Source organism: Actinomadura sp. KC345 (assembly GCF_004348515.1).
GTDB lineage: Bacteria > Actinomycetota > Actinomycetes > Streptosporangiales > Streptosporangiaceae > Spirillospora.
Genome location: NZ_SMKH01000227.1, coordinates 1 through 13321, shown reverse-complemented (window position 1 = coordinate 13321; position 13321 = coordinate 1). Strand labels below are relative to the sequence as shown.

At 71.2% G+C, this 13321-nt stretch carries 12 protein-coding genes; 8 read left to right on the top strand and 4 right to left on the bottom strand.

The window, feature by feature from the left end:
• Window positions 1-499 precede the first annotated feature (499 nt).
• On the bottom strand, window positions 500-838 hold the full coding sequence (locus tag E1281_RS29110; protein WP_131882912.1) for an HGxxPAAW family protein: 339 nt from the start codon (window positions 836-838) through the stop codon (window positions 500-502).
• A gap of 183 nt (window positions 839-1021) precedes the next feature.
• Here E1281_RS29110 and secA point away from each other — a divergent pair, with 183 nt between their 5' ends.
• Window positions 1022-4045 carry a preprotein translocase subunit SecA gene (gene secA, locus E1281_RS29105; RefSeq protein ID WP_131882911.1) on the top strand — a complete coding sequence of 1008 codons (3024 nt, stop codon included), beginning with the start codon at window positions 1022-1024 and terminating at the stop codon, window positions 4043-4045.
• A gap of 59 nt (window positions 4046-4104) precedes the next feature.
• Here secA and E1281_RS29100 read toward each other — a convergent pair whose 3' ends face one another.
• The 3 genes from E1281_RS29100 to E1281_RS29090 all read right to left on the bottom strand — a co-directional run bounded on the left by E1281_RS29100 (window position 4105) and on the right by E1281_RS29090 (window position 7211).
• On the bottom strand, window positions 4105-4596 hold the full coding sequence (locus tag E1281_RS29100; RefSeq protein WP_131882910.1) for an Rv3235 family protein: 492 nt from the start codon (window positions 4594-4596) through the stop codon (window positions 4105-4107).
• 331 nt (window positions 4597-4927) lie between these two features.
• Complete coding sequence (locus E1281_RS29095) at window positions 4928-6445, bottom strand: PTS transporter subunit EIIC (RefSeq protein ID WP_131882909.1); 1518 nt, start codon at window positions 6443-6445, stop codon at window positions 4928-4930.
• A 25-nt stretch (window positions 6446-6470) separates the two neighbouring features.
• On the bottom strand, window positions 6471-7211 hold the full coding sequence (locus E1281_RS29090) for a GntR family transcriptional regulator (protein ID WP_131882908.1): 741 nt from the start codon (window positions 7209-7211) through the stop codon (window positions 6471-6473).
• Window positions 7212-7649: 438 nt separating this feature from the next.
• Here E1281_RS29090 and nagA point away from each other — a divergent pair, with 438 nt between their 5' ends.
• The 7 genes from nagA to ptsP form a co-directional block, all read left to right on the top strand.
• A complete protein-coding gene (nagA, locus tag E1281_RS29085) occupies window positions 7650-8807 on the top strand; it encodes an N-acetylglucosamine-6-phosphate deacetylase (RefSeq protein WP_131882907.1) in 1158 nt (385 codons plus the stop codon).
• Window positions 8804-9844: an SIS domain-containing protein gene (locus E1281_RS29080; RefSeq protein ID WP_131882906.1), complete on the top strand. Its 1041-nt coding sequence runs from the start codon at window positions 8804-8806 to the stop codon at window positions 9842-9844. The genes nagA and E1281_RS29080 overlap by 4 nt, the downstream gene beginning before the upstream one ends.
• Before the next feature lie 125 nt (window positions 9845-9969).
• The gene (locus E1281_RS29075; protein WP_131882905.1) at window positions 9970-10203 is read left to right on the top strand and encodes a PTS glucose/sucrose transporter subunit IIB; all 234 of its coding nucleotides are present in this window, start codon (window positions 9970-9972) and stop codon (window positions 10201-10203) included.
• A 30-nt stretch (window positions 10204-10233) separates the two neighbouring features.
• Window positions 10234-10683: a PTS glucose transporter subunit IIA gene (locus E1281_RS29070; RefSeq protein WP_131882904.1), complete on the top strand. Its 450-nt coding sequence runs from the start codon at window positions 10234-10236 to the stop codon at window positions 10681-10683.
• A 39-nt stretch (window positions 10684-10722) separates the two neighbouring features.
• Entirely contained in the window at window positions 10723-11400 is a 678-nt protein-coding gene (locus E1281_RS29065; protein ID WP_131882903.1) for an HAD family phosphatase, read from the top strand.
• Window positions 11401-11437: 37 nt separating this feature from the next.
• Window positions 11438-11710 (top strand): HPr family phosphocarrier protein, encoded by a 273-nt coding sequence (locus E1281_RS29060; RefSeq protein ID WP_131882902.1) that lies wholly within the window; start codon window positions 11438-11440, stop codon window positions 11708-11710.
• Between the two features lies 1 nt (window position 11711).
• Window positions 11712-13321 (top strand): phosphoenolpyruvate--protein phosphotransferase (ptsP, locus tag E1281_RS29055; protein WP_131882901.1); only part of this gene is annotated, 1610 nt, incomplete at its 3' end.

Here is a 13321-nt window from a genome sequence, read left to right as displayed (position 1 = left end):
GCCCTGACCTCCGCTACCCCCACCTGACGAACCCCCCGTCCCACACCACCGGGAGCCACCCGGCTACGTGGCCCTGGCCTTGTGCGGCCGTGCGTGGTGAGGCTGGTCGAACGGGTCCGCCCTGGCCACCGCCGCTCTCACCGAGCACCACTTGCGTACTTGAGACCGCGCACGCGCCACCTTCTCGCCGGGCGCGCTCATCAGCGAGCACCCGTCCCGACTCAAGGCCCGCAGCCGGGCGGTGCGGGGCGATTTCGCCGTTCTGCCAGACGGCCCGCCGATCGGGATGTCCACGGAGACCCCGCCACGCACGCGAGCGCGCTAACTGACCGGTGAGGCGAAGCCGGAGGCGAGCCTCACCGGGAAGATCGCGAAGCGATCCGCGCTCGCACAGGCCAGGTCACGGAGCGAGCCGCCAGGCGAGCGCAGTGGGCCTGGACTGAAATAAACACAGCGAGCCGCCAGGCGAGCGCAGTGGGCCTGGACCGACCGCATGAATTCAGCCGTGTGGGGTTTCCTGGGGGTCGGTGGCGACGGGGCGGTCGAGTACTTCGCCCTCGGGGCCGCCGCGGCGCTTGTCGGAGCGTGCGCCGAACAGGGAGTAGTCGACGATCTCGGGGATGACGCGGGGGGCGTCGACGACGACGTCCGAGAACAGGTGGACGAGACCGCTCACGACCAGGCCGAGGACGACGATGCCGACGCCGATCCAAAGCATGATCCACATCGGGCCCAGGCACAGCGCGACGCCGCCGACGACGAAGCCGGCGAAGATGATGGTGACCGCGACCCAGGAACTCAGGCGGCCGGCGTGCGATCCGAGCGACTCTTCGGACATTTCGTCTCCCTCCGTGCTGTGCCGACATCCTCTCCGGGACCCGGCCGGTCAAACGGAACGCACTGTGGATTGCGCTGCGGAGTGAGCTAGACCATTCTGGGTCTCGCCTACGATGGGCATCGTACGTGTGGTGTGCGTGCCGCCTTGGAGCGGTGACCCACGATCTGCAAGGAGCCTTCTAGAGTGCCGCCAGTCATCGACAAGATCCTTCGTGCGGGCGAGGGAAGAACCCTGCGCAAGCTCAAGAAGCTCGCGGATCAGGTCAACTCGATCGAGGATGACTACCTCGAGATGAGCGACGCCGAGTTGCGCGAGCAGACTGAGAAGTTCCGGGAGGAGTTCGCCGAAGAGGTGGCGAAGCTGACCGAGAAGGGCAAGAACGAGAAGGAGGCCGAACGCGACGTCCTCAACGAGCTTCTGCCCTATGCCTTCGCGACCGCCCGTGAGGCCGCGCGCCGGGTCCTGGGTCAGCGACATTTCGACGTGCAGGTCATGGGCGGTGTCGCGCTCCATCTGAGCGAGCGCAAGATCGTTGACGAGGCGAAGCGCGGCCACGAGGACCTCGGCCAGCGCAGCACCCGCCATGTCGGTTACATCGCCGAGATGAGGACCGGCGAGGGCAAGACCCTGACCTCCGTGCTGCCCGCCTACCTCAACGCGTTGACCGGCAGGGGCGTCCACATCGTCACGGTCAACGACTACCTCGCCAAGCGTGACGCGGAGTGGATGGGCCGCGTCCACCAGTTCCTCGGCCTCGAGGTCGGTGTCGTCCTCCCGCAGATGACGCCGGACGAGCGCCGCGCGGCCTACAACTGCGACATCACCTACGGCACGAACAACGAGTTCGGGTTCGACTACCTGCGCGACAACATGGCGTGGACCCTCGACGAGTGCGTCCAGCGCGGCCACTACTTCGCGATCGTGGACGAGGTCGACTCGATCCTCATCGACGAGGCCCGCACCCCCCTGATCATCTCCGGTCCGGCCGAGCAGAACTCCAAGTGGTACGGGGAGTTCGCCAAGTTCGTGACGCGCCTGCGCGGCGTGGAGATCATCGAGGAGAGGCTGAAGTCCGAGGACGACAAGCAGTGGGCGCGTGAGGCGCGGGAGAAGTACGACTACGAGTACGACCCCAAGAAGCGCACGGTCGGCGTCCTGGAGAAGGGCGTCGAGAAGATCGAGGACCAGCTCGGCATCGACAACCTCTACGACCTGTCCCAGGCGTCGCTGGTGCCGTACCTCAACAACGCGCTCAAGGCCAAGGAGCACTACAAGCGCGACAAGGACTACGTCGTCATGAACGGCGAGGTCCTGATCGTGGACGAGTTCACCGGCCGCATCCTCCACGGCCGCCGTTACAACGAGGGCATGCACCAGGCCATCGAGGCCAAAGAGGGCGTGACCATCAAGGACGAGAACCAGACGCTCGCCACGATCACGCTGCAGAACTACTTCCGCCTCTACGAGAAGCTGAGCGGGATGACCGGTACCGCCCACACCGAGGCGGCGGAGTTCAACCGGACCTACAAGCTCGGCGTCGTGGAGATCCCGACCAACAAGCCGATGGTCCGCGACGACGTCTCCGACGTCGTGTACAAGACCGAGCAGGCCAAGTTCGAGGCCGTGGTCGACGACATCGCGGAGCGGAACCAGAAGGGCCAGCCGGTCCTGGTCGGCACCACCTCGGTGGAGAAGTCCGAGAAGCTGAGCAAGATGCTCAAGCGGCGGGGCATCTCCCACAAGGTCCTGAACGCCAAGCACCACGAGAAGGAAGGTGCGATCGTCGCCGAGGCGGGCCGCAAGGGCGCCGTGACGGTGGCGACCAACATGGCCGGGCGCGGCACCGACATCATGCTCGGCGGTAACCCCGACTTCCGCGCCGACCTGGAGCTGCACCAGCGCGGGCTGTCTCCGCTGGAGACGCCCGAAGAGTACGAGTCGGCCTGGCCCGAGGCGCTGGAGAAGGCGAAGGAGGCCGTGGAGGGCGAGCACGAGGAGGTCGTCGAGGCCGGCGGCCTGTACGTGCTGGGCACCGAGCGGCACGAGTCGCGGCGCATCGACAACCAGCTGCGCGGCCGTTCCGGCCGGCAGGGCGACCCGGGCGTGTCGAAGTTCTACCTGTCGTTGGAGGACGACCTGATGCGGCTGTTCAACGCCGCCCGGGTCGACTCGATCATGACCCGGCTGAACATCCCGGACGACGTCCCGATCGAGTCCAAGATCGTCACGAACGCGATCAGGTCGGCGCAGAGCCAGGTCGAGCAGCAGAACTTCGAGATGCGCAAGAACGTCCTGAAGTACGACGACGTGCTCAACCGGCAGCGCAAGGTCATCTACGCCGAGCGCCGCAAGGTGCTGGAGGGCGAGGACCTGGAGGACCAGGTCCGCCGCATGATCGACGAGGTCGTCGCGGGCTATGTCGCGGGCGCCACGTCCGAGGGCTTCGCCGAGGACTGGGACCTCGACAAGCTGTGGACGGCGTTCCGTGCGCTCTACTCGATCTCGATCACGGTCGACGACCTGGTCGAGGAGGCGGGCGGCGACATCTCCGCCCTGGACGCCGAGACGCTGGCCGAGAAGATCCGCGAGGACGCCCAGGCGGCCTACGACAAGCGCGAGAAGGAGCTCAGCGCGGAGGTCATGCGCCAGCTTGAGCGCCGCGTCGTCCTGTCGGTCATGGACCGCAAGTGGCGCGAGCACCTCTACGAGATGGACTACCTCCAGGAGGGCATCGGCCTCCGTGCCATGGCGCAGCGCGACCCGCTGGTGGAGTACCAGCGCGAGGGCTACGACATGTTCAACGCGATGCTCGACGGCATCAAGGAGGAGTCGGTCGGCTACCTGTTCGCCCTTGAGGTCGAGGTGGAGGACGAGCCGGAGACGCCGGCCGTCGGCGCCAAGCCCGTCTCGGTCGCCAAGTCCGCCCCCGCCGCCGACGCCGAGGAGGACACCGTCTCCTCCGATGACGACGACGTGGACGAGGCCGCGGACACCCCGGTGATCAAGGCGAAGGGCCTGGAGAAGCCGTCGCGTCCGAAGAAGCTGGACTACTCGGCTCCGACCGTCGACGGTGAGGGCGGCGTCGAGCACCACAGCGAGGAGACCGAGGACGAGTACGCGGGCGTGAACCGCAACGACCCGTGCCCCTGCGGCTCGGGCAAGAAGTTCAAGCGCTGCCACGGCGACCCCCGCAACAGGAACAAGTAGCACCGCTGAAAGCGGCCTCCCCGCCCGGGGAGGCCGCTTTCGCGCGTCACGGGACCAGGTCAGGGACGTGGGGCGGTGGCCGTGGTCTCCAGGGCGGTGCAGCGCCAGCGGCCCCGGGCGTGCTCGAGCCGGAGGGCCAGCGCGTGGGCGCGTCCGGCGATGACCACGACCGCGGCCGTCTCCGCCACCGCCGGCGCGGGACGCTGCAGCCGGGTGGACAGCACCTTCGGCGGGACGATCCGTGTGCCGCGCCGGGCCGGGCCGCGATGCCGGGCCATCTCCCGGCACACGGCGGGGACGGCGACCAGGGACAGCTGGTTCGCCGGCCGTGTCCCGGCCAGGATCTCCACCACGAGCCGTACGGCCGCGTCCGCGACGGCCCGGACTTCCGTGTCCACTCCGTCCGCCGGGCGCACGAGCCGCAGGCCCGGCGGACGCGCGGAAGGCGGTCCGGAGGGACGAAGCGCCAGCGACCCCTGTGTCGGGGCGGGCGGCGGCGCGGCGCGGTACCGGATGAACCGGACGGCGGACCTGGCTGGACGCTGGCGCATGCGAAACCTCCTGGCTCGTTTCAAGACAGGAGTCGCGAGCCCCGAGATAAATACGTCCTGGCCACATCAGGCCGCCCGCGCAAGCACCCGAGCCGGCCCCCTCAACCGTTGACTTGCGGCGTGTTGTTGTTATGGAGCGCTCCATAACAACAACACGCCGCAAGTCGACGGAGAACGTGAAGCGGCGGGACGCTCGGGGCGTCCCGCCGCTTCGGGAGCGAGCCCCGGACCGTGCGGGAGTCCGGGACCCATGGGAGCCGGGCCGGCGGGCTGACCGGCCCGGACGGGGGCGCCGCGGAGCTGAGGGGCCGCGGCGCCCCGAGGTGCGGTGTCAGCCGTCGGCGGGCGGGGAGTCCTTCGGCTCGCTGCCCGGCTCCTTGCGGTTCTTCTTCTCGCCGGTCCCGCCGGTCCCGCCGGTCTCGCCGGTCTTCTCGCCGGTCCCGCCGGTCTCGCCGGTCTTCTCGCCTGTCTCGGCTGTTTCGCCGGGTTCGGCGGTACCTCCGGAACCGCCGCTCCCGCCGGCGCCCGCGCCGGCCGTGGCGGCGGCCATCTCCGGCTGGGCCGCGGGGTCGACGGCCGTCGACTCCTCACCCTCGGGTTCCCGGCCCGGCGTCTTGAAGTCGAACTTCTCGATCATGAACTTGAAGATGAAGTAGTAGAGGAAGAAGTACAGGACTCCCATGCCGAGGATGAGCAGGAGCCCCTCGGTGTTGTCCTTCCGCGCGTTCAGCAGCAGGTCGATGCCGCCCGCGGAGAAGCCGAAGCCGAGCTGGGCCCCGGCGGCCTCCAGGACCGCCATCGAGATGCCGGTGAGCACGACGTGCACCCCGTACAGGACGGGCGCGACGAACATGAACGCGAACTCGATCGGCTCGGTGACGCCGGTGATGAACGCGGTGAGCCCGGCGGAGATCATGATGCCGCCGACCGCCGGACGGCGGTGCTTGGGTGCGGCGCGCCAGATGGCGAGGGCCGCGCCGGGCAGGCCGAACATCAGCACGGGGAAGAACCCGGCGAGGAAGCCGCCCGCGTCCGGGTCGCCGGCCAGGTAGCGGTTGATCTCGCCGTTCACGGCGCCGTCGGGTCCCTCGTAGGTGCCGAACACGAACCAGATGAGCGAGTTCGGGATGTGGTGCAGGCCGAACGGCAGCAGCAGCCGGTTGATGACGCCGTAGATACCGGCGCCGGCCGCGCCCGCCCCGGTGATCCACTCGCCGAAGTCGGTCAGCCAGCTTCCGAGCACCGGCCAGATGAGCCCGATCAGGATGCCGAGGGCGAGGCCCGCGACGGCGGTGATGATGGGCACGAACCGGCGGCCGCCGAAGAACGCCAGCCAGGTCGGCAGCTTGATCCGGTAGAAGCGCTGGTACAGCAGCGCGGCGATGAGGCCCATCAGGATGCCGCCGAGCACGTCCGTCGGGTTCTTGGCCCCCCAGTCGATGACCGGGGACTCCGCGCCGTCCGCCACCGTGGTGATCATGACGGTGTCTTTGAGCTCGTCGGTGTGCGAGAACATGATCTTGGAAACGCGGTCGAAGACCAGGTACCCGACCACCGCGGCGAGCGCGGTGGAGCCGTCGGACTTCTTGGCGAAACCGATCGCCACGCCGACCGCGAAGAGCAGGGGCAGCGCCGCGAACAGCGCGTTGCCGGCCTCGCCGACGATCTCGGCGACGCGGTCCCAGCCGAGGCCGTCCTCGCCGAGCATGTCGGCCTGGCCGAAGCGGAGCAGGAGCGCGGCGGCGGGCAGCACGGCGATCGGCAGCATCAGGCTGCGTCCGATCCGCTGCAGCACCGCGAGGGTGCTCGACCCTCGGCGTGGTGCGGAGTCCACTGTCGTCGAAGTCATCGCGAGATTCCTCCTCAGGGGTGGTTCAGGAGTGTGGCGGGGGGTTTCCGAGCGCCGTGTGGATCTGGTAGCGGTCCGCCCTGTAGGTCGACACGCCCAGCTCGGCGCACACACCTCCGGTGTACGAGCGGCGTTGCAGGAGCAGCACTGCGCTGCCCTTGGAGATCTGCAGGTTCCTGGCGTCGGCGGCGTCGGCCAGACTGGCGTCGATGGTCTGGTCGCCGGCGTCGAAGACGAGCCCGTACACGGCCTCCAGGACGCCGTACAGCGAGCGGTCGGCGAGGCGGCGGTCGAGCAGGTCCGGGGCGAGCGAGGCCAGGAGGTGGGAGCGCTCCACGGCCATGGGCTCACCGTCGGCGGTGCGCAGGCGTTCGATGACGTGGATCTCGGTGCCGGGCTCGACCTCGAAGATCCTGGCGAGGCGCGCGTCGGCGGGGACCGTGCGGCGGTCCAGGTCGATCGCGCCGGGACGCAGCCCGCGGACCAGCATGTCCTCGGTGAACGAGACGAGCCGCAGCGGCATCTCGATCTTGGGCCGGGCCACGAACGTGCCCTTGCCCGGGACGCGGTAGAGCCGGCCCTCCGAGACGAGCTGGTCGACCCCCTGCCGGACGGTCATGCGGGACAGCTCGTACCGGGCGCACAGCTCGCGCTCCGACGGTATCGGGGCGTCGACGGGCAGCTCCGCGCTCTCGATGAGGTCGAGCAGGATCGCGCGGAGCTGGAAGTACTTCGGCACGGGACTGTGCGGATCGATGGTCGTCACGAGGGTCCTCGACGGCCGGAGGCCGGATCGATGGGATTCGCCGGGTTTCGACGGGTATGAGGTGGATGGGATTTCGAGACGGTCTTCCGGGATTCGTACTGGTCTAGGCCGGACTAGACCACAGGATCGAAAGACATGTCAATGCACGAATTCGTAACGACCGGATCACGTCCCGACAGCCGTTCGAGCGAAAGAACTCCCAGGTCAGACCCGCACTGCGGATGCCCCGTCCGCTTTTCGGTCAGGCGGCGAGGGTCTGCGTCCGGCCGTCGCATCGGAGGCGTCCCGCCCGTGTGCCCGATCCGGAAACGGTTCCGTCCGGCGTCTTGCGGGTCCCTTCCCGTCGTGCAGTATGGTACGTACTGGTCTAGTCCGGACTAGACCAGTGAACCCGGGCGGATCGACCAGCGATCGTCGTGTCGCGGAAAGTGCGCAGCCATGGCATCACTACTGATCACGGCCTCCAACATGATCTTCACCCCCGCGGGCGGTCCCTCCCGCGTGCTCTCACCGGGATTCGCCCGGGTGGAGGACGGTGTGATCGCCGAGGCGGGGGAGGGGCGCCCCGGCACGCCCGACGTCGACCTGCCCGAGGGGCTGCTCGCTCCCGGACTGGTGGACATCCAGGTGAACGGCTACTTCGGCCACGACATGGTCGACGCCGACGAGGCCGGCTGGCACACCGTCGTCTCCCGCCTCCCCGAGACCGGCGTGACCGCGTTCATGCCCACGTTCATCACCGCCCCGGTCGAGACGCATGCCGCGGCTCTGCGGCGCGTCCGCGACCTGCTTCCGAAGCTGCCGGACGGGACGCGCGTCCTCGGCGTCCACCTCGAAGGCCCGTTCCTGTCCGAGAAGCGCAAGGGCGCGCACAACGCCGCCCAGATGACCGACCCGGAGCCCGAGGCGATCGCGGCTCTGCTGGAGACCGGGCTGGTCAAACTGCTCACTCTCGCGCCCGAGCGCAACGGCGCGCTGGACGCGATCCGCACCCTGACCGAGGCCGGCGTCCTGGTCAGCGTCGGGCACAGCGACGCCACCGCCGCCCAGACCGCCGCCGCGGCCGACGCGGGCGCCCGCAAGGTCACCCACATCTTCAACGCGCAGACCGGCGTCCACCACCGTGACCCGGGCGTGGCCGTCCAGGCGCTGATCGACGACCGGCTGAGTCCCGGGCTGATCCTCGACCTGCACCATGTCGCGCCCGAGGCGGCCGCGCTGGTGTTCCGGGTCGCGCCGGGACGGGTGGTGCTCGTCACCGACGCCGCCGCGTCCGCTGGGATGCCGCCCGGCACCTACGACCTGGGCGGCGAGCCCATCACGATGCCCGAGCAGGGCCCGCCGCTGCGCGCCGACGGCACGATCGCGGGCTCCGGCCTCCGGCTGGACGAGGCGGTCGGCAACGCGATCGGCCTCGGTGTCGGCACGGCCGCGGCCGTGGACGCCGCGACCCGCGTCCCGGCCGACCTGATCGGCCGCACCGACCTCGGCCGGATCGCGCCCGGCGCGGCCGCCGACCTGGTCTGGCTGGGCCCGGACCACCGGGCGCGTACCACGTGGGTCGGCGGACAGGAAGTCTTCGGAGGGGGATCATGACCAGTCGGATGCGCGCCGAGATCGGAGAGCAGCCGGACGCGCTGTCCCGGACGATCGGCGCGCTGCTGCCGCGGCTGCCCGACCTGGAGGCGCTGGCCCGCGAGACCCGGCAGGTGCTGTTCATCGCGCGCGGGTCGTCCGACAACGCCGCCGTGTACGGGCGCTACCTCGTGGAGTCGCACGCCGGGCGGCTCGCCACGCTCGCCGCGCCGTCGATCGCGACCACCTACCGGCGCCGGCTCGACCTGGACGGCGTGCTGGCCGTGGCGATCAGCCAGTCCGGCAAGACCGAGGAGATCGTCGAGACGCTCGACTGGGCCCGCGACTGCGGCGCCCGGACGGTCGCGGTCACCAACGGCGAGGGGTCGCCGCTGGCCGAGTCCGCCGAGGTCGCGCTGATCACGCGGGCGGGCGACGAGATCGCCGTCCCGGCGACCAAGACCTACACCACCCAGCTCGCCGCGCTGTCGGTGCTCGGGCTCGGGCTCGGTGCGGACGTGGCCGTGGACGACCTGCGCCGCGTCCCCGACGAGGTCGCCAGGGTCGTCGCGCTGACCGACGCCTCGCCCGCCCTTCCGGAGATCGTCGACGAGCTGGCGAAGGTCCCCGGCACGGTGGTGTCCGGGCGCGGCATCGCGTTCGGGACCGCGCTGGAGCTGGCACTGAAGATCAAGGAGGCGTGCTACCTGCACGCCATGGGCCTGTCCTACGCCGACCTGCTGCACGGCCCGATCGCCGTCGTCGACGCGCAGACTCCCGCCCTGCTGGTGGCGGCGGACTCCGGGCCCACACTGGCCGGCACCGTCGCGCTGGCCAAGCGGGTCGAGGGGGCGGGCGCCCGCGCCTACGGCGTCGGCGGGGGCGAGCGGCTGGCGGCGGCCTGCTCGGCCGCGCTGCCCGGTCCCGCGCTGCCCGAGTGGGTGGCGCCGCTCGGCCTCATCGTGCCGGGCCAGATGATGGTGGAGAGCCTGGCCCGCCGGCTCGGCCTCGATCCCGATGTTCCCCGTGGCCTGAACAAGGTCACCCAGACAGACTGAGTACTTCTCATCCGGCCTGGCCGAGACCGCACCCGGGCAGACCAGCGAGGATGAAGAGTGTTCACTTGAGACCTACCCCTGTCACGGCTCGCAGGGCCGTGTCCCACCGGACCTAGGAGAAGAACATGGACAAGGCCGAGGCCATCGTCGCCGCGCTCGGCGGCGCCGACAATATCGTCGAGATCGAGCCGTGCGCCACCCGGCTGCGCACCGAGGTCTCCGACGCCGGCAAGGTCGACGACGCGGCGCTGAAGAAGGCGGGCGCGCACGGCGTCATGCGCAGCGGAACCGTCGTGCAGGTCGTCGTGGGCCCCGAGGCGGACACCCTGGCCACCGACATCGAGGACCTCCTCGACTGACCCTGTCCTCGACGAACAGAGGGGCCCCCAATGACCCGAGTAATGTCGCCGGTCGCCGGCCGCGTCGTCGGCCTGGCCGGCGTTCCCGACCCGGTGTTCGCGCAGGCCATGGTCGGGCCGGGCACGGCCGTCGACCCCGAGCGCGGTCCGGGCCACGCCATCGCGCCCGTCACCGGGAAGCTCGTCAAGCTGCACCCGCACGCCTACGTCGTGGTGGACGACGAGGGCCACGGCGTGCTCGTCCACCTCGGCGTGGACACCGTCAAGCTGAAGGGCGAGGGGTTCGACCTGCTCGTCTCGGAGGGCGACGAGGTCACCGCCGGGCAGCCGGTCGTCGGCTGGAACCCGGCGGTCATCGAGGCGGGCGGGCGCTCGCCGATCTGCGCGGTCGTGGCGCTGGACGCGGGCGCCGACGCGCTGTCGGACGTGGTGGAGTCGGGGGACGTGACCAAAGGCGCCGAGCTTTTCACATGGAGTTGAGCGAATGAATCCGACGGCTGGCGACGGGGAACCGGCCGCATGGCGGTGATCGGCCTGGGTGCGGCGGTCTTCGACCTCGACGGCACCCTCATCGACACCGAACCGCGCAACCGCGCGATGTGGTCGCGGCTGTTCGACGCGCACGGCGTCCCGTACGACGAGGCGCTGATCGCCTCGTTCGCGGGGCGCCGTGGGCTGGAGGTCCTGGCGGACCTGGCGCATCTGTTCCCCGGCCGAACGGTCGAGGGGCTCTTCGAGCAGGTGGTGGCCTACGGGGCGATGGAGGGGATGCCGCCGATCGCGCCCGTTCCCGGCGCGGTCGACCTCGTCCGGTCGCTGGCGGACTCGGGGGTGCCGCTGGCGGTGGTCACCTCCGGTGAGCGGGCCTACGCCGAGGGCCTGCTGGACGGGCTGGGCATCCGCGGCCTGCTGGACATCGTGGTGACCGCCGGGGACGTCGTGACCGGCAAGCCGCACCCGGAGGGGTACCTGGCCGCGGCGCGCGAGTTGGACGTCCCTCCGCAGGAGATGATCGGTTTCGAGGACGCCCCGGCGGGCGTCGAGGCGGTCAAGTCCGCCGGCATGACGTGCGTGGGCGTCACCACCACGCAGCCGGTGGGAGCGCTGTCCGAGGCCGACCACGTGGTGGCCGATTTCCAGGACGTGGACGTCGTGCCGGGCCCCGCGGTGCGGGTCCATGGCTTGAGAACGCTGTGACTAACCGAGAGCGAACTATGAACGTGAGGAGTGTGCGGTGAGCGAACGCAACGTCAAGATCGAGTCCAGGGTGGGGCTGCACGCGCGGCCGGCCGCCCTGTTCGTCCAGACCGCGGCCCAGTCCGAGATGGACGTGACGGTGGCCAAGCGCGGCGGCGACCCGGTGAACGCGAAGAGCATTCTGGCCGTGCTGGGGCTCGACGCCCGGCACGGGGAGGAGGTCACGCTGTCCGCGGAAGGCGCGGGCGCCGACGAGCTGCTCGACAGCCTGGAGAAGCTGCTGTCCACCCCGGAGCCCGAGGGGGCCTGAGATGCCGGACGTGATGCAGGGCGCGGGAGTCAGCCCCGGCGTCGGCGTCGGGCCGGTGCGGAGCATCGCCGGGGCGGTGCCGGAGCCGGCCGCCGGGTCCCGGCACGGCGGCGACGCCGCCGCGGAGGGCGACACGGCCCTCGCCGCGCTGGAGGCCGTCGCCGCCGACCTGGAGGAGCGCGGCGGCCGCGCCGCCGAGGCCGGCAACCCCGCCGGGCGGGACGTGCTGAACGCGCAGGCGCTGATGGCCCGCGACCCCGGCCTCGCCGACGGTGTCCGCGGCCGGATCGGCGAGGGGGTCGCGGCCGCCCGCGCCGTGTTCGAGGCGTTCGGCGTCTACCGGGAGATGCTCGCCGGGGCGGGGGAGTACATGGCCGCCCGGGTCAGCGATCTGGACGACATCCGCGACCGCGCCATCGCCCGGCTGCTCGGCCTGCCGGTGCCGGGCGTCCCGGAGTCGGACGAGCCGTTCGTCCTGGTCGCCCGCGATCTCGCGCCGGCCGACACCGCCGTCCTCGATCCGGCCCAGGTCGTCGCGTTCGTCACGGAGGAGGGGGGCCCGACCAGCCACACCGCGATCCTGGCCCGGACGATGGGCGTCCCCGCCGTCGTGGCGCTGCCCGGCGCGACGTCCCTCGCCGACGGCACCCGTGTCCTGGTCGACGGCGCCGCGGGGACGGTGCGTCCCGGCCCGTCCGACGCCGAGGTGACCGCGGCGCGTGCCGCTGCCGCCGCCCGCGCGTCGGCCCTGGAGGAGTCCACCGGGCCGGGCGTCACCAAGGACGGACACGAGATTCCGCTGCTGGCCAACATCGGCGGCCCGAAGGACGTCGAGGCGGCACTGGAGAACGGCGCCGAGGGCGTCGGGCTGTACCGGACCGAGTTCCTGTTCCTCGACCGCGCGACGCCGCCGTCCGACAAGGAGCAGGAGGAGGCGTACCGGAAGGTCCTGGAGGCGTTCCCGGGAGGCCGCGTGGTCGTCCGGACGCTCGACGCGGGCGCCGACAAGCCCCTCGCGTTCCTGCCCGCCCCCGGTGAGGAGCCGAACCCCGCCCTGGGGGAGCGCGGCCTGCGGATGATGCGGCGGCATCCCGACGTCCTGGCCGCCCAGCTCGCCGCGCTGGCCCGCGCCGCCGCCGGTCTGCCCGCCAAGCTGCAGGTCATGGCCCCGATGGTGACCGACGCCGCCGAGGCCGCCTCCTTCGCCGCCGCCTGCCGCGAGGCCGGCATCGAGCGTCCCGGGGTCATGATCGAGGTGCCCGCGGCCGCGCTGCGCGCCCACGACCTCGCGCCCGAGGTGGAGTTCTTCAGCATCGGCACCAACGACCTCACGCAGTACGCCTGCGCGGCCGACCGGCAGGTCGGCGGCCTCGCGCACCTCCAGGACCCGTGGCAGCCCGCCGTCCTGGACCTGGTCGCCCCCGCGGCCGGCGCGAGGATCCCGTGCGGCGTCTGCGGCGAGGCGGCCGGCGACCCGGCGCTCGCGTGCGTCCTGGTCGGCCTCGGCGTGACGTCGCTGTCGATGAGCGCCCCGTCCCTCCCGCTCGTGCGCGCCGCGCTCGCCCGCCACACCCTGGACGAGTGCCGTCGGGCGGCGGCGGCGGCCCGCAC

Coding starts and splice junctions, on each gene's coding strand:
- E1281_RS29110 (WP_131882912.1), bottom strand. CDS start 838: ATGTCCGAAGAGTCGCTCGGATCGCACGCCGGCCGCCTGAGTTCCTGG.
- E1281_RS29100 (WP_131882910.1), bottom strand. CDS start 4,596: ATGCGCCAGCGTCCAGCCAGGTCCGCCGTCCGGTTCATCCGGTACCGC.
- E1281_RS29095 (WP_131882909.1), bottom strand. CDS start 6,445: ATGACTTCGACGACAGTGGACTCCGCACCACGCCGAGGGTCGAGCACC.
- nagA (WP_131882907.1), top strand. CDS start 7,650: ATGGCATCACTACTGATCACGGCCTCCAACATGATCTTCACCCCCGCG.
- E1281_RS29080 (WP_131882906.1), top strand. CDS start 8,804: ATGACCAGTCGGATGCGCGCCGAGATCGGAGAGCAGCCGGACGCGCTG.
- E1281_RS29075 (WP_131882905.1), top strand. CDS start 9,970: ATGGACAAGGCCGAGGCCATCGTCGCCGCGCTCGGCGGCGCCGACAAT.
- E1281_RS29070 (WP_131882904.1), top strand. CDS start 10,234: ATGACCCGAGTAATGTCGCCGGTCGCCGGCCGCGTCGTCGGCCTGGCC.
- E1281_RS29065 (WP_131882903.1), top strand. CDS start 10,723: ATGGCGGTGATCGGCCTGGGTGCGGCGGTCTTCGACCTCGACGGCACC.